The sequence below is a fragment of the Bacillus sp. F9_6S_D1_P_5 genome, assembly GCF_054823925.1.
The window spans coordinates 117,524-132,032 of sequence record NZ_JBTREW010000010.1 but is presented as its reverse complement, the minus strand read 5'-3'; the positions used below and the strand labels follow the sequence as shown (position 1 = coordinate 132,032).

The 14,509-nt window shown below is 36.7% G+C and carries 17 protein-coding genes and 1 pseudogene; 7 read left to right on the top strand and 11 right to left on the bottom strand.

Going from position 1 to position 14,509, the window contains the following annotated elements:
- Positions 1-2 precede the first annotated feature (2 nt).
- A pseudogene (locus tag ACUXEY_RS14440) lies at positions 3-220 on the bottom strand (IS607 family transposase); the annotation flags it as partial.
- Positions 221-313: 93 nt separating this feature from the next.
- On the opposite strand from ACUXEY_RS14440, the gene ACUXEY_RS14435 reads away from it, so the two are divergent.
- Complete coding sequence (locus ACUXEY_RS14435) at positions 314-499, top strand: 2-hydroxymuconate tautomerase (protein ID WP_001147171.1); 186 nt, start codon at positions 314-316, stop codon at positions 497-499.
- 39 nt (positions 500-538) lie between these two features.
- Here the strand turns inward: ACUXEY_RS14435 and ACUXEY_RS14430 are convergent, their stop codons facing one another.
- The 6 genes from ACUXEY_RS14430 to ACUXEY_RS14405 form a co-directional block, all read right to left on the bottom strand.
- The gene (locus ACUXEY_RS14430; protein ID WP_144614855.1) at positions 539-1,843 is read right to left on the bottom strand and encodes an HD domain-containing protein; all 1,305 of its coding nucleotides are present in this window, start codon (positions 1,841-1,843) and stop codon (positions 539-541) included.
- Between the two features lie 146 nt (positions 1,844-1,989).
- Positions 1,990-2,934, bottom strand: a complete 945-nt coding sequence (locus ACUXEY_RS14425; protein WP_000787739.1) for an ABC transporter substrate-binding protein — start codon at positions 2,932-2,934, stop codon at positions 1,990-1,992.
- Positions 2,935-3,124: 190 nt separating this feature from the next.
- Entirely contained in the window at positions 3,125-3,937 is an 813-nt protein-coding gene (locus tag ACUXEY_RS14420) for an ABC transporter ATP-binding protein (protein WP_000212064.1), read from the bottom strand.
- A 15-nt stretch (positions 3,938-3,952) separates the two neighbouring features.
- A complete protein-coding gene (locus ACUXEY_RS14415) occupies positions 3,953-4,969 on the bottom strand; it encodes a FecCD family ABC transporter permease (RefSeq protein WP_076541340.1) in 1,017 nt (338 codons plus the stop codon).
- Positions 4,966-6,021 (bottom strand): FecCD family ABC transporter permease, encoded by a 1,056-nt coding sequence (locus ACUXEY_RS14410; protein ID WP_048528004.1) that lies wholly within the window; start codon positions 6,019-6,021, stop codon positions 4,966-4,968. Before ACUXEY_RS14410 ends, ACUXEY_RS14415 begins: the two co-directional genes overlap by 4 nt.
- Positions 6,022-6,339: 318 nt before the next feature.
- A complete protein-coding gene (locus ACUXEY_RS14405) occupies positions 6,340-6,564 on the bottom strand; it encodes a YuzB family protein (RefSeq protein WP_000526074.1) in 225 nt (74 codons plus the stop codon).
- 284 nt (positions 6,565-6,848) lie between these two features.
- Between ACUXEY_RS14405 and ACUXEY_RS14400 the strand changes: the two genes are divergently transcribed.
- The gene (locus tag ACUXEY_RS14400; protein ID WP_166704436.1) at positions 6,849-7,541 is read left to right on the top strand and encodes an RsfA family transcriptional regulator; all 693 of its coding nucleotides are present in this window, start codon (positions 6,849-6,851) and stop codon (positions 7,539-7,541) included.
- Positions 7,542-7,567: 26 nt separating this feature from the next.
- On the opposite strand, the gene ACUXEY_RS14395 is transcribed toward ACUXEY_RS14400, so the two are convergent.
- Positions 7,568-8,158 carry a lipoprotein BA_5634 family protein gene (locus ACUXEY_RS14395; RefSeq protein ID WP_461300968.1) on the bottom strand — a complete coding sequence of 197 codons (591 nt, stop codon included), beginning with the start codon at positions 8,156-8,158 and terminating at the stop codon, positions 7,568-7,570.
- Between the two features lie 173 nt (positions 8,159-8,331).
- Here ACUXEY_RS14395 and ACUXEY_RS14390 point away from each other — a divergent pair, with 173 nt between their 5' ends.
- The gene (locus tag ACUXEY_RS14390) at positions 8,332-9,177 is read left to right on the top strand and encodes a lipoate--protein ligase family protein (protein WP_000071956.1); all 846 of its coding nucleotides are present in this window, start codon (positions 8,332-8,334) and stop codon (positions 9,175-9,177) included.
- Positions 9,178-9,225: 48 nt separating this feature from the next.
- Here the strand turns inward: ACUXEY_RS14390 and pta are convergent, their stop codons facing one another.
- Complete coding sequence (gene pta, locus ACUXEY_RS14385) at positions 9,226-10,197, bottom strand: phosphate acetyltransferase (protein ID WP_074593902.1); 972 nt, start codon at positions 10,195-10,197, stop codon at positions 9,226-9,228.
- A gap of 281 nt (positions 10,198-10,478) precedes the next feature.
- On the opposite strand from pta, the gene hemQ reads away from it, so the two are divergent.
- The 4 genes from hemQ (at position 10,479) to gerQ (ending at position 13,755) form a co-directional block, all read left to right on the top strand.
- Complete coding sequence (gene hemQ, locus ACUXEY_RS14380; protein WP_461300967.1) at positions 10,479-11,222, top strand: hydrogen peroxide-dependent heme synthase; 744 nt, start codon at positions 10,479-10,481, stop codon at positions 11,220-11,222.
- 195 nt (positions 11,223-11,417) lie between these two features.
- Complete coding sequence (locus tag ACUXEY_RS14375; protein WP_461300966.1) at positions 11,418-12,695, top strand: serine hydrolase; 1,278 nt, start codon at positions 11,418-11,420, stop codon at positions 12,693-12,695.
- 172 nt (positions 12,696-12,867) lie between these two features.
- The gene (gene cwlJ, locus ACUXEY_RS14370) at positions 12,868-13,290 is read left to right on the top strand and encodes a cell wall hydrolase CwlJ (protein WP_166704433.1); all 423 of its coding nucleotides are present in this window, start codon (positions 12,868-12,870) and stop codon (positions 13,288-13,290) included.
- Between the two features lie 27 nt (positions 13,291-13,317).
- The gene (gerQ, locus tag ACUXEY_RS14365) at positions 13,318-13,755 is read left to right on the top strand and encodes a spore coat protein GerQ (RefSeq protein ID WP_048527999.1); all 438 of its coding nucleotides are present in this window, start codon (positions 13,318-13,320) and stop codon (positions 13,753-13,755) included.
- Between the two features lie 30 nt (positions 13,756-13,785).
- Here the strand turns inward: gerQ and ACUXEY_RS14360 are convergent, their stop codons facing one another.
- Entirely contained in the window at positions 13,786-14,154 is a 369-nt protein-coding gene (locus ACUXEY_RS14360) for a DUF423 domain-containing protein (RefSeq protein WP_144614839.1), read from the bottom strand.
- 64 nt (positions 14,155-14,218) lie between these two features.
- Positions 14,219-14,503 carry a YwdI family protein gene (locus tag ACUXEY_RS14355; RefSeq protein ID WP_376906468.1) on the bottom strand — a complete coding sequence of 95 codons (285 nt, stop codon included), beginning with the start codon at positions 14,501-14,503 and terminating at the stop codon, positions 14,219-14,221.
- Positions 14,504-14,509 lie beyond the last annotated feature (6 nt).

The following is a 14,509-nucleotide window of genomic DNA, read 5'->3' as shown; positions in this document are numbered from 1 at the left end:
CTTTACCCTCGACATTTTTTGTATTTTCTCAATCATATATCCTACAACTACATACACGAATGATAGATAACAAATCTTGAACAAGTTCTTTTTGTGGAGATAATTTTTCATTATGAACAACAGTGATTTCCACTCCGATTTTATGAAGAAACTATGCAACCCTATCCCAAACAAATCTATCCTTGTGTGCAATGATAATGGTTGCAACGTTCCCTTCCATATATCAAAAAAAGAAAATATTTGTTTTTTCGATTGTTCTTCCCCATAATCCGCTATAATAAGATTGTAACTTACATAAAAGGAGCGATTATATATGCCATACGTAACAGTGAAAATGCTAGAAGGACGCACAGAGGAACAAAAGAAAGCTCTTGCTGAGAAAGTAACAGCAGCAGTAAGCGAAACAACTGGTGCTCCTGAAGAAAACATCGTTGTTTTCATCGAAGAAATGTCTAAAAACCATTATGCAGTTGGCGGAAAACGCTTAAGCGACAAATAATTTCAAGTTCTTTCATAAGAAGCAGCCCTTAGCTGCTTCTTATTTTTTTCCTTCTAGTAACTCGATGATTCTCTCTTTATATTTTCCTTTTCTTCCATCTTCATAGATTAAATCATGCGGATAGAATAATTTTTGATCCCTTCTCTTCTTACCAGTAATCGCCTCAACAATATCCGATTCACGTGAAAGCTCTCTAAGCTCTCCATTTGGCATAAGAAGTAAGATTGGCAGACGCTCTTCTTCTTCGCCAGCACGGTAAAAGTCGTACGGTAAGTCTGATGTTGAATCAACTACTAAATAGTATTCTGGATCAAGTCCAATCTTTTTGAATAAGCTACTTAATTCCATCCAATTATCTAAACCGTGCTTATCTGTAAACTCTACGTATTTAAATAGGTTTCGATTCATAAAACGGCGGCATAAGTCACTTAAAATTGGATCTTCTTCGTCTTGCCATACTTGGAAGTAATAATACATAACGTTCTCGTCTAACTTTAAATAATCCTCTACTGTTACTTCTTCTTCAAATAAAGAATAGAAATGAACCGGGTGGTTTTTAAACGTATAATACTTCTCGTGCAATGATTTTGCACGATGTAAGATCTTCGTTAAAATAACTTCGGCACTGCGCGTTACCGGGTGGAAATATACTTGCCAATACATTTGATAACGACTCATAATATAATGCTCAACAGCATGCATACCACTATTTTTAATAACTACTTGATTGCCGTACGGACGCATGACACGCAGTATACGTTCCATATCAAAGTTTCCATACTTTACGCCAGTGAAATACGCATCCCTTAATAAATAGTCCATACGATCAGCATCAATTTGACTGGAAATCATACTAATCGCTAATTTATTAGTAGATGTTTTTCCGATTACATCGGCTACCTTTTGCGGAAAATCTTTATCCACACGACTTAATATGCGATTAATTTCCGTATCTCCAACGATAATCTTTTGCGTAAATTTCTCATGATCTAATGAAAATACTTTTTCAAACGAGTGAGAAAACGGGCCGTGACCGACATCATGAAGTAATGCCGCACATAAACATAACAATCTATCTTCAGCATTCCAATTCGGTCTGCCATCAAACACATCATCAATCATACGACGAATAATTTCATATACACCTAACGAATGAGTAAAGCGACTATGCTCCGCACCGTGAAATGTAAAAAATGTCGTTCCAAGCTGCTTAATACGGCGCAAGCGTTGAAATTCTTTCGTTCCGATTAAATCCCAAATAACGCGATCGCGCACGTGCACATATTTATGTACCGGGTCTTTAAACACTTTTGTTTCGCTGAGTTTGTCGTTTAAATATACCACCTTCCGACATCCCCCTTTCTTTACTGCATTCTTACTATATATTATAAACGAAATAGGAAACAGAAAGAAACGAAAGACTATATTAATTGCCCTTATATAAAGAAAAAATCACTTTTACCAGAGTAAAAGTGATTTCTTTTTATACATTATTTACCTAAAACGAATTCAGCAACTTCATCTAAGATCATTTCTTTACCTAGAGGGAAGTAACCTTTGTTTAGGTCTTCGTTTTTAATTGTAAATACATGGTTGTTTTTAACAGCGTTCATATTTTTCCAAATTGATTCTTCTTGGAATTCTTTTAGACGCTGAGAACCGTCACCAGTCGTAAATACGAATAAGTAATCTGGATTGTAATCGATTAAAGCTTCTTTTTGTACTTGTACTAATGGTTTATCCGTCGGTGTACCTTTAACTGCTGGTAATTTTAAATCGTTAAAGATTACGCTACCGTAACCGTAGTCACCGTATACACGGAAAGCATTTGGATATGCAGCCATTTTCATGAATTTAGCATCGCCAGTTTTCGCAACGATTTTGTCATGTAATTTGCTTGCTTTTTCATCATACTGTTTGAACCATTCTTTCGTTTCTTTCTCTTTACCGAAGATTTGACCTACTTCTTCGAATTTTGGACGCCATTGGTCTAATGGAGTTTTTAACATAACTGTTGGTGCAATTTTAGATAATTGATCATAGATCTTTTCTTGACGATTGTTTACAAGAATTAAGTCTGGTTTTGCAGCAGCTACTGCTTCGATGTTAATTTTATCGCCCCAAGCAGAACCAACTGGTTTTACGTCTTTTAATTTCTTTTCAATATGTGCATCAATTTTTTCTTGAGATGTATTAGCAGTAATAATTGGTTTCATACCAAAGATTAATAATTCTTCTGTTGAACCACTAAGGTCAGCAATTTTCTTTGGATTTGCAGGGATTTTAATTTCCCCTTTTGCATGTTGTACAGTGCGCTCTTCAGTCTTCGCATCCTTCGCATCTGCTTTCTTCTCTTCTTTGTTAGAACAAGCTGCAAATAGTACAGAAGTAACGACTAGTACCATTGCTAATAACGCCATTTTAAAATTCTTCATGTTCCCACTCCTTCTAGCTGTATTTCTCTTATACGTTACAGTGAACTATAAGAAACAAGATTAACAATTAATCAATATATATTTATTAATTGTTGTTTATGCCCCGTTCTAACGGGTGTTCAACTTCCTATTTACTAATAAGAAGCTCAACGTCCATTAGAAGCCCCCCTCTTTACGAGGGGGATTCTACTTATGCCTTTTTACGCAATTGATTACTAATCATCGCTAAATCATATGTTAAACAAATTGGCTTACAGTTTACTGGACATGGAACAATTTGAGCTTCGATCTCAAATACACTGCGAAGTGTTTCACTTGTCATCACTTCATCTGGCGTTCCTTGTTTCATTAACTTACCTGCTTTTAATGCAATCATATGATCTGAGAAACGAGAAGCATGGTTTAAGTCATGGATAACCATAACAATCGTTCTACCTTCTTCTTCATTTAACTTTTTCAATAAATTTAATACTTCTAATTGATGAGCCATATCTAAGTACGTTGTCGGTTCATCTAATACGAGTAATTCTGTCCCTTGTGCAAGAGCCATCGCAATCCATACGCGTTGACGTTGCCCACCTGATAACGCCTCTGCAGGACGGTTTGCGAATTCTGTCATTCCTGTCACTTCAAGCGCCCAATGTATGTAGCGATAATCCTCTTCTTTCAATGTTCCAAATCCTTTTTGATGAGGAAAGCGTCCATATGAAACGAGTTCAAACACAGTAAGGCCAGTTGGCACTTCTGCAGTCTGTGGTAAAATCGCCATTTTCTTTGCGATTTCTTTCGTTGGCTGTTTTTCAATTGCTTTTCCGTCAAGATAAACAGTACCTTTTTTCGCCTTCAAAATACGAGAAGCCGTTTTTAATAATGTGGATTTCCCACAACCATTTGGTCCAATAATTGTTGTAATTTTCCCTTCCGGAATTTCAACTGTTAATCCATCAATAATTAACCCTTCATTATAGCCAACAGATACCGCATCAACTGCTAAAGTTGCCATACAAAAAGCCTCCCTTTATTTTGTCCTCATAAGTAAGTATATAAAATACGGTGCACCAATTACAGAAATAACAAGACCGACCGGTATTTCTGAAGTTGTTAACACACTTCTTGAAATTACGTCTGCGAATAAAAGCAAAAACGTTCCTATTAGTGCAGCGGTAGGCAGCATAATTTGATGTTTACCACCAACAAGGCGCCTCGCCAAATGCGGAGCCATTAAACCGATAAAACCAATTCCTCCGGCAACAGCAACAGATGCACCAGCTAAACAAACTGCAATAAATAATAATTTACGTCTTTCTTTTTCTACATTTAATCCAAGGCCAACAGCTGTGGAGTCGCCTAGGTTCATTACATTTAATATGTGTGCCTTACTAATTGCAAGTGGCAAGAAAATAACCATCCACGGAAGTACACTTAGTACGAACTTCCAATCTGTGCCCCACAAACTTCCTGCTAACCAAATCGTAGCAAAACGGAAATCGTTAGATGTCATCTTCATAGAAAAAATTAAACTAACAGCACCAAACCCGGCTGCAACAGCGATACCGACAAGTATTAATCTCGTTGATGAAACGCCGTCTTTCCATGCTAGTAAATAAATTATAACCGCTGCTAATATCGCTCCAACTAACGCGAAGAAAGGAAGGATAAATACAGATAAAAATGTACCAGTCCCAACTTTTCCGAAGAAAAAGTAGACGAAGATAACGACTGTTAACCCCGCTCCAGCGTTAATACCGATAATACCTGGATCAGCAAGTGGATTTCGCGATAATCCTTGCAAAATCGCCCCTGACATAGCTAAAGCAGATCCAACTAATATAGCAATAACCATACGCGGCATACGGAATTCAAATAAAATAACAGACTGATCTTCAGCCCCAAGTCCAACCAATGACTTTAATACGTCCATTGGGGGTATTTTAAATGTCCCTGTATTTAAACTCACTAAAAATACAGTAACGATTAATCCTACTAAAATTGTTAAAATAGAAACGTTCTTTTTTGTTAAGACACTTGTCCTCACATTTTCCCTCTCCCTTCGTTACGTGCTAAGTAGAGGAAGAATGGAACCCCAATTAGTGCTGTAATTGCTCCAATTGGCGTTTCAAACGGCGGATTAATAACGCGAGATAACATATCTGCACATTCAATTAACAGCCCGCCTAAGACCGCAGAACATGGAATAACCCATCTATAGTCTGAGCCTACAAGGAAACGAGTCATATGCGGGATTACAAGACCAACAAATCCAACCGATCCTGCCATAGAAACTGCAGAACCTGTTAACACAAGAACAAGCACCGTTCCGATAAACTTAATTAGCGTCGTATTTTGACCAAGTCCTATCGCAATTTCTTCACCGAAGCTTAAAATTGTAATATACCTCGACATTATAATTGCAATAAAGAGACAAACTAGACCAATTGGTACTAACATATTAATACTTTCCCATTTCACGCCAGCAACTCCGCCTGCATTCCACATACTCACCTCTTGGGCAAGGTTGAAATATAGCGCAATTCCAGATGAAATGGCCCCTAATAAAGCACTAATTGCTGCACCTGCTAAAGCTAATTTCACAGGCGTTAATCCACCTGGTGAAGAAGATCCAATTCCATATACAATGCTCGCTCCAAACGCAGCACCAATAAAAGATGCGATAACGAACATTAAATAAGGTGAATTAGGGAAGAATGCATACATAATCGCAATTCCAAATACAGCCCCATCTGTAATCCCCATTAACGATGGAGAAGCAAGTGGATTTCGCGTCATGCCTTGCATAATTGCCCCTGATACCGCTAAAAAGGCACCTGCAACTACGCCCCCTATTGCTCTAGGCATACGAAGTTCTTGAATTACGTTATGATGCGTAATAGAACCGTCAAACTGAAATACAGCTTGCCATACAGTCTTTAAACTAATATCTGCAGCACCAAACGAAATAGACAATGCCATGCTTAAAGCTAACAAAATTGTACCTGCTACTAAAATAATAGAAGCAATGAGCGGCCTGCTCTTAATCTCTTTAACATTCACATCTTGCTGTTCTATACTCCTTGCGCTCGCTTCCATCCCTCAACCATCCTAACCAACAACATATATTTAATTTAACGAAATGAAATTTATTCTCAAATAGTAATAAAAAAATTAAATAAATCGCCCTTTTCCTGATAATGATTATCAGAATCAGACACCTTCTATTCTACCTATCGCTTCAAAAGACTGTCAACCATTATTTTGAAATACAAATTCATATAGGTTGAGACTTTAATAAATAGATAATGCCTATCTGTCATTAACTATTATTATCATCAATTAAGCTTCCACAGAATAAACGCTTCCTCTTTTGGGCATAAAAAAAGAAGAGTAATCTGTTCACTCTTCTTTTTCTTACTTCTTTAACTTTGCTTCAATTTTTACAATTAATTCGTCTTCTGTTGGCGCCGCAACTGGACGATTATTTACAAATGCGAATGATTTTTTACGACCAGGACCACAGTAAGACTGACATGCAACTTCAATCGTTGCACATGAATCTACTTTTTTTAGCTTCGGAATCAACGTTTTAACGTTCGTTGCCTGACAATCATCACACACACGAAATTCGTTTCCCATTATATAACACTTCCTCTATTTTAAACTTTTCTCAAGTACATTTAAAAATAAACACTAAATGGTATTTTACCGCTCTTTGAAGCTCGTTGCAAGTTTCCTTGAGACGCTCTTTCCTCCTATAATGCTACATATTTATATGCTCTCCTACAGAAGCTTCCGTCATTCTTGGCAAAATTTATACCTTTCATCGAAATCTACCATATTTTTAAAAGCTTTGTATAAAAGCTCATTTTTTTGCCCATTATAAAAATAGGAAGTTCATAAAAAGAAAGGGAGTTGAATCTATGAAAGTAAGACAAGATGCTTGGACAGATGAGGATGATTTATTACTTGCTGAAACTGTACTTCGTCACGTTCGAGAAGGAAGTACACAATTAAATGCATTTGAAGAAGTAGGAGACAGGTTAAATCGTACATCGGCTGCCTGTGGTTTCCGTTGGAATGCTGTTGTTCGCTATAGCTATGAACAAGCTCTTCAACTAGCAAAAAAACATCGTAAAGATAAAATGCGTGCTGCAAGCGGTGAACAAGCGAAAAAACGTTTACTTTATACACCACCAGCTTCAGATTCGATAACTGATTATGAAGAATTCGTACAAGAGGAATCAATTGTACAATATAAAGAAACTATTCCATATCAAGAAACTACCGTTCCTGCTGCAAAAGGCTCTATGACAATGCAAGATGTTATTTATTTTTTACAAACAGTCGGATCTTCCAATATAAAAGTGACAGCTCTTGAAAACGAGAATACGAGATTGAAACAAGAAATTAAATCACAAATCCTTCGAAATGAAGAACTAGAAAAGAAACTAGAAAAATTAGAAAAACAATCTCATACTGTACAAGAAGATTACGAAACACTTATGAACATTATGAACCGCGCTCGTAAGTTGGCAGTCATGGATGACGAAGAACGATCTCAAACATCTTTCCGAATGGATCGAAACGGTAATTTAGAAAAAATTGCAGAATAAAAAGGATGCATGTAATGCATCCTTTTTTATTTTACTTCAACCATATGTGCTTCTTCTACTTTCGAATCTCTCTTTATATCTGGGAAAATTTTTTCCTTTGGATTTTCTTTAAAGGCTGCTAAACCAATTGTTTTTACCGGTTCACTTATTTTTGCATATTCCGTATCACTAACAACTGCATACATATCTGTATATTTGCGTGCATCACCAATTACTACATTACCTTCATACTTCATTTTCTTTCCAGAAATTACTACATCTTTTTGTTCCTCTTTAGCAAATACGATTCCAGCTTCATCAGAAATAGCCGGCAATGCTTTAAGTGGTTCCACATCTTCTTTCACGACTTTTTTCAGCATGTTTTCTTTTACCATCTTTTCAGCTGTTGTTTTATTCATAATTAAAACCTTTTTCTCATTAACAGTACCTAGTTTTGCTTCAAATTTATTTTGAGATTCAATTTTATCTTTATATTGATCCATTGTTTTTTGAACGCCAGTTTCATCACCGTACATAACAACACCCGTTGCCTGTGGTGCAATCATATCCATAATAGAACAACCACTAAATACTGTTGCTGACATAATCGCTACGAGTCCTAATTTCACTTTTTTCATTTGTATTCCTCCTAAAATCATAATTACATCTCTTAGCTTAACTATCGCAGCTAGTTTAACCAATTTACTTTCCTTACAACAACATTACAATTTAGTAAGATTTCTCCCTAAAACTACTTTCTATATTTTTGCTATAATAGAGATTGTCATTTTAAAGATAAGGGGTTAGTTATATGAGCAATTCCCGTTCCATTTTATCTCAGCCAGAGTGGCGTATTGTAGATCAGTCTAGTTTGGGACCAACATTCCATGCATTGCAGTCGTTCGCAATGGATGACACACTGTGCACAAGCATTGGAAATGGTCAATCAGCTGCAACAATGCGTTCTTGGGTTCATCACAATACAATTGTTCTTGGCATTCAAGATTCACGCCTACCACACTTAGAAGAAGGCATTTCCTTTTTAAAGGAAAACAACTTCAATGTTATCGTCCGTAATTCCGGTGGACTTGCAGTCGTACTGGATGAAGGTGTTTTAAACGTATCACTTTTATTCCAAGAGACGGAAAAAGGCATCGATATTGATCTTGGATACGATACAATGTGGCATTTAATTCAGGAAATGTTAAAGGATTATGATGTTACAATCGAGGCAAAAGAAATCGTTGGTTCTTACTGTCCTGGTAGCTACGATTTAAGTATTCGCGATCAAAAATTTGCTGGTATTTCACAGCGCCGTATTCGCGGCGGTGTCGCTGTCCAAATTTATCTATGCGCTACAGGAAGTGGCTCTGAACGTGCCGCACTCGTTCGCGATTTCTACAACCTAGCCATTCAAGGAGAAGAAACACGCTTTACGTATCCTGAAATTGTACCGAGCACGATGGCTTCACTTTCAGAATTACTTGGCGAAACCATTACAGTACAAGATTTAATGATGCGCCTTTTAAAAACATTGCAGCAATTCGCGCCAAAGTTAACACCATCTCAATTAACAATAGATGAAATACCTTTATATGAGACGAATTTACAGCGCATTATTGATCGTAACAATAAAGCACTTGGCTTAGAAAAATAAAGACCGTCGCTATAATAGCGACGGTCTTTATTTCAATTCATTATAGAATTAAAGTGCTTGAGCTGCTGTAATTAAAGCTAACTTGTACACTTCTTCTTCGTTACATCCACGAGATAGGTCATTTACAGGCATGTTTAAACCTTGTAAGATTGGTCCTACTGCTTCGAAGTTACCTAAGCGTTGAGCGATTTTGTAGCCGATATTACCAGCTTCTAAGCTTGGGAATACGAATACGTTAGCATCACCTTTAATTGTAGAACCTGGAGCTTTTTTCTCAGCTACAGATGGTACGAATGCAGCATCGAATTGGAATTCTCCATCTAAAGTTAATTCAGGAGCCATTTCTTTTGCAATGCGAGTTGCTTCTACAACTTTTTCTGTTTCTGGAGATTTCGCAGAACCTTTTGTAGAGAAGCTTAACATAGCAACGCGTGGATCAATACCGAATAGTTCAGCTGTTTTCGCACTCTCGATACCAATTTCAGCTAAATCTTGGCTGTTTGGTGCAATGTTAATTGCGCAATCAGCGAATACATATTTCTCTTCTTCACGCACCATGATGAATACGCCAGAAGTTTTTGTAACGCCTGGTTTTGTTTTGATGATTTGAAGTGCTGGACGAACTGTATCAGCTGTAGAGTGAGCTGCACCACTTACTAAACCGTGTGCTTTGCCCATGTATACAAGCATTGTACCGAAGTAATTTTCGTCTTTAAGGATTTTGCGAGCGTCTTCTTCAGTTGCTTTACCTTTACGGCGTTCAACGAAAGATGCTACCATTGCATCCATTTCTTCGTATGTAGCTGGGTCGAAAATATCAACGCCTGCTAATGTTAAATTCATGCTAGCAGCTTTTGCGCTAATTTCTTCTTTATTACCAACTAAGATTGGCTTTACTAACTCTTCTTTTGCTAAACGCTCTGCAGCGCCTAAAATTCTTTCATCAGTTCCTTCAGGAAGTACGATAGAAATGCCTTTTCCTTGAACTTTTTCTTTTACTGTTGTAAATAAGTTGCTCACGAATAAACCCTCCTACATATGTTAAAAAAAACTCTATCTTTAAGAATACTGCTTTTCCTCTCTATTTTAAACTTATAGCTCCCAAAAAATAGATAAAATGAAAATGATTATATTTTCATAAAATTCAGCATAGAAATAAATCCCCTTTAACCCTTATCTCTTCTTATTTTCAAGTAAATTTAAATGTGACAATTTTATGCGCCAAGGCTTTATATAGATGATTTTAAAACTATATATGCTATAGTTAACGTGTAAAACTATCATTAACTGAGGTGAATAGAATGAGTGAAGCAACAACAACGTTAGATGGCTGGTATTGTTTACATGATTTACGTTCTATTGATTGGGCTGCATGGAAAACTTTATCTAGCGACGAACGCGGACAAGCTGTGTCTGAATTTTTAAATGTCGTTGAAAAATGGAACGAAGTAGCTACTGCAAAAAAAGGCAGTCATGCAATGTATACAGTTGTTGGCCAAAAAGCTGATATTATGCTTATGATTTTACGTCCAACAATGGAAGAGTTAAATGAAATTGAGACAGAGTTGAATAAAACAACATTAGCTGAATATATGGTTCCTACATACTCTTACGTATCTGTTGTTGAACTAAGCAACTACCTTCCAGCTGATGAAGATCCATACCAAAATCCACAAATCTTAGCTCGCTTATATCCAGAACTACCAAAAGCAAATCACATTTGCTTCTATCCAATGGACAAGCGTCGCCAAGGTGATGACAACTGGTACATGCTTCCTATGGAAGAGCGTAAAAAAATGATGTACAGTCATAGTAAAATTGGTCGCCAGTATGCAGGTAAAGTACGCCAAGTTATTTCAGGGTCTGTTGGATTCGACGATTTTGAGTGGGGCGTAACATTATTCGCTGACGATGTTCTTCAATTTAAAAAACTTATATATGAAATGCGCTTCGATGAAGTAAGTGCTCGTTATGGTGAATTCGGAACATTTTTCGTTGGAAACATTTTACCAGACGAAAAGGTAGAGAAATTTTTACACATATAGATCATAAAAAGGAACGAAATTCGTTCCTTTTTTTATTACCCTCTATATTTCTCCTCAAAAAACTTCTTTTCTCCGCAAATTCGAACAAAAATCGACAAATCCCTTTCAAATACCTTACAAAATTGTAACCTTTCTATATCCAAATTTATGCTAAAATGGTACGAGCTACATGCTAATAACGATGCGAAGGTGATAATGTATATGAAGAAAATCTTGTCTATTTTACTATTGCTTCTATTGTCAATTTCTTCCTTAGGAGTAACAACATCCCATGCGGAAGAAAAAATAAACATTGAGGCAGCTGCTGCACTTCTATTTGATGCAGATACAGGAAAAATACTGCATGAACAAAATCCAGATGAATTACTAGCTATCGCTAGTATGTCAAAATTAATTGTTGTTTATGCCGTATTAGAAGCAATTAAAGAAGGAAAAATCACTTGGGATACAAAGGTAAACATTTCCGATTACGCTTATGAAGTTTCACGTAATAATGAATTCTCTAACGTGCCATTTGAAAAGGGACGTCAATATACTGTAAGAGAACTATATCATTCTATCGTTATCTTCTCTGCAAACGGATCTAGTATTGCCTTAGCAGAACTTCTTGCAGGAAGTGAGAAAAACTTCTTAAATCTTGCAAATGAACATGCAAAAAAACTAGGGTTAAAGAAATATAAATTTGTAAATGCTACTGGGTTAAATAACGCTGACTTAAAAGGAAAACATCCTGAAGGAACTGATCCGAATGGAGAAAATTCCATGTCGGCTCGCGATATGGGTATGCTTTCAAAAGCAATGATTACAAAGTATCCAGAAATGCTAGAGGATACAAAACAAAGATTTAGAAACTTCCCAGATAATCATCCGAAACCAATTCGTATGGAAAACTGGAACTGGATGTTGCCAGGTGCGGCTTTCTCTTATGAAGGAACAGATGGCTTAAAAACTGGTAGTTCTGATACTGCTGGATACGGATTCACTATTACAGCAAAACGTGGTGACTTGCGCCTTATTTCAGTAATTATAAAAACAAAATCAATGGACGAGCGTTTCACTGAATCTCGTGAATTAATTGAATACGGATTTAATAATTTCGAGAAACAAAAACTAAAAGTGGATAAAAACAATACAATCTCTGTAGTAAAAGGGAAAGAAGATCAAGTCACTGTTACACCGGAAAAAGAAATAACAGTAATTGCGAAAAAAGGTAGTAAAGATCCTTATAAAATCGGGACTGAAGTAGATAAATCCCTCGTTGAAGATGGACATTTAGTTGCTCCTATTAAGAAAGATGCCAAAGTAGGCTCAATTACTTTAAAATCAACTGATAAATATGGTTTCTTAGACGGTAGTAAAAGTATGAAAGTTACTGCAAAAACGACAGAAGAAGTTGAAAAAGCAAATTGGTTTGTATTATCAATGCGCTCTATTGGAGATTTCTTCTCAAACTTATGGTCTAAAGTATTTTAATAAAAAAGCTGGCTCACGCCAGCTTTTTTATTTTCCTCTCTCCATGTAAAACTTCGTTTGGTTGTCATATCTGAGTCCTTTTCCTCATACGTATGAACTAGTAATTGTTACACACTTCATCTAGAGATAAACCTCTTTCCACAAGGTATTCCAAAAAGAGAGGTGACACATAATGGGTGTTATTGCTTATAACGAAGAAGATGTTAAGTTATTAGCTAGATTGATGCGTGCTGAAGCTGAAGGAGAAGGACAACAGGGGATGTTAATGGTCGGAAATGTTGGGGTAAATCGTGTCCGCGGAAATTGTTTAGATTTTAAAAAAATACGTAATTTACGTCAAATGGTGTATCAAAACCCTGGTGGTTTTGAGGCAACGCAAAAAGGATATTTTTATCAACGAGCAAGGGAGCAAGATATCGCATTAGCAAGGCGAACAATTCAAGGACAACGTTTTTGGCCAGCCAACTTTTCCTTATGGTTTTTTAGACCGGAAGGCCCTTGTCCTCCAACTTGGTATAATCAACAAAACTCTGGTCGCTTTAAAAAGCACTGCTTCTTTCAGCCATCTGGCGCGGATTGTCCTAGCGTATTTTAAGGATTGATAATGAGGAGGGATTTTTGAATGGCACAGCAACAAAACCCGTATTACGGAACTGGATTTTATCAACCATCTGGAACTTACGTACAGCCGCAACAAATGACCCAACAGCAACAGCAACAACAGCAAGCGATGCAACAACAAGCAGCTCAAGCTGCGCAAGCTCAATATGCAATTTCTCAAGGCATGTTGCCTCTAGAACAATCCTATATTGAAAATATCCTTCGCTTGAACAAGGGCAAGCAAGCTACGGTTGTAATGACTTATGAGCGTGGCAGTTCGCTCGGTACACAATCTTATACAGGGATTATCGAAGCAGCTGGCCGTGACCATATCGTAATTAGTGAGCCGCAATCAGGGAAACGTTATTTACTATTAATGATTTACTTAGATTATGTGGAATTCCCAGAAGAAATTACGTATTTACCTAGTCAACAAGCAACTTATGCTCCAAGACCATAACAAAAGCTGGCATATGCCAGCTTTTGTTTTTTATAATCCTTTTACAACTGCAGTTCCGACTAAGATCCATGCCACAATAAACGCTACGCCACCAAGAGGTGTAATTGGGCCAAAGAATTTAATACCTGTCGTACTTAATGCATACAAACTGCCTGAAAACATAATAATTCCAGCTACCATAAGCCAGCCAGCAGTAGTTAAAAGTGATGATTGAATTTTATCCATCAATAAAGCAACTACGAATAGTCCACCTGCATGAAACATTTGATATGTAACGCCTGTTTTCCAAACTTCTAACATTTTTGCAGAAACTTTATTTTCTAAACCGTGTGCTCCAAAAGCTCCTAAAGCAACAGCTAGTCCTGCCGCAATACAACCTAGTAAAAAGAAAATTTTCATCTTAATTCCCCTTTTTTACCTTTATCATAAGCAATTTTTTCATATAAGCCAAACGATTTATCTTCTAAAAATCAAATAAAGAATTACCGTTTGCATCACTTTCTTTTATATATACAGGCTCATCAGAAACCGATGTGATTGGTTGCATCGTTATTGGTTGCGATCCGATGATTTGTGATTGAATTTGTGGCTCTCTATACGTAGAAGATTCAACCTGTTCATCTAATAGTAAATCGCATAAAGCACGCACAACTAATAAATGCTCTTTTGATTTTTGCCCTTCACTGCTTTTTGCCTTTGCAATTTCATTCGCCATTTTATTTAAAACTTTATCACTTGATATTTGCATTCCTTG

Bases quoted from the DNA above. Each gene is read 5' to 3' on its own strand.
- ACUXEY_RS14435 (WP_001147171.1), top strand. From the start codon at position 314: ATGCCATACGTAACAGTGAAAATGCTAGAAGGACGCACAGAGGAACAA.
- ACUXEY_RS14425 (WP_000787739.1), bottom strand. From the start codon at position 2,934: ATGAAGAATTTTAAAATGGCGTTATTAGCAATGGTACTAGTCGTTACT.
- ACUXEY_RS14420 (WP_000212064.1), bottom strand. From the start codon at position 3,937: ATGGCAACTTTAGCAGTTGATGCGGTATCTGTTGGCTATAATGAAGGG.
- ACUXEY_RS14410 (WP_048528004.1), bottom strand. From the start codon at position 6,021: ATGGAAGCGAGCGCAAGGAGTATAGAACAGCAAGATGTGAATGTTAAA.
- ACUXEY_RS14405 (WP_000526074.1), bottom strand. From the start codon at position 6,564: ATGGGAAACGAATTTCGTGTGTGTGATGATTGTCAGGCAACGAACGTT.
- ACUXEY_RS14400 (WP_166704436.1), top strand. From the start codon at position 6,849: ATGAAAGTAAGACAAGATGCTTGGACAGATGAGGATGATTTATTACTT.
- ACUXEY_RS14395 (WP_461300968.1), bottom strand. From the start codon at position 8,158: ATGAAAAAAGTGAAATTAGGACTCGTAGCGATTATGTCAGCAACAGTA.
- ACUXEY_RS14390 (WP_000071956.1), top strand. From the start codon at position 8,332: ATGAGCAATTCCCGTTCCATTTTATCTCAGCCAGAGTGGCGTATTGTA.
- hemQ (WP_461300967.1), top strand. From the start codon at position 10,479: ATGAGTGAAGCAACAACAACGTTAGATGGCTGGTATTGTTTACATGAT.
- ACUXEY_RS14375 (WP_461300966.1), top strand. From the start codon at position 11,418: ATGTATATGAAGAAAATCTTGTCTATTTTACTATTGCTTCTATTGTCA.
- cwlJ (WP_166704433.1), top strand. From the start codon at position 12,868: ATGGGTGTTATTGCTTATAACGAAGAAGATGTTAAGTTATTAGCTAGA.
- gerQ (WP_048527999.1), top strand. From the start codon at position 13,318: ATGGCACAGCAACAAAACCCGTATTACGGAACTGGATTTTATCAACCA.
- ACUXEY_RS14360 (WP_144614839.1), bottom strand. From the start codon at position 14,154: ATGAAAATTTTCTTTTTACTAGGTTGTATTGCGGCAGGACTAGCTGTT.
- ACUXEY_RS14355 (WP_376906468.1), bottom strand. From the start codon at position 14,503: ATGCAAATATCAAGTGATAAAGTTTTAAATAAAATGGCGAATGAAATT.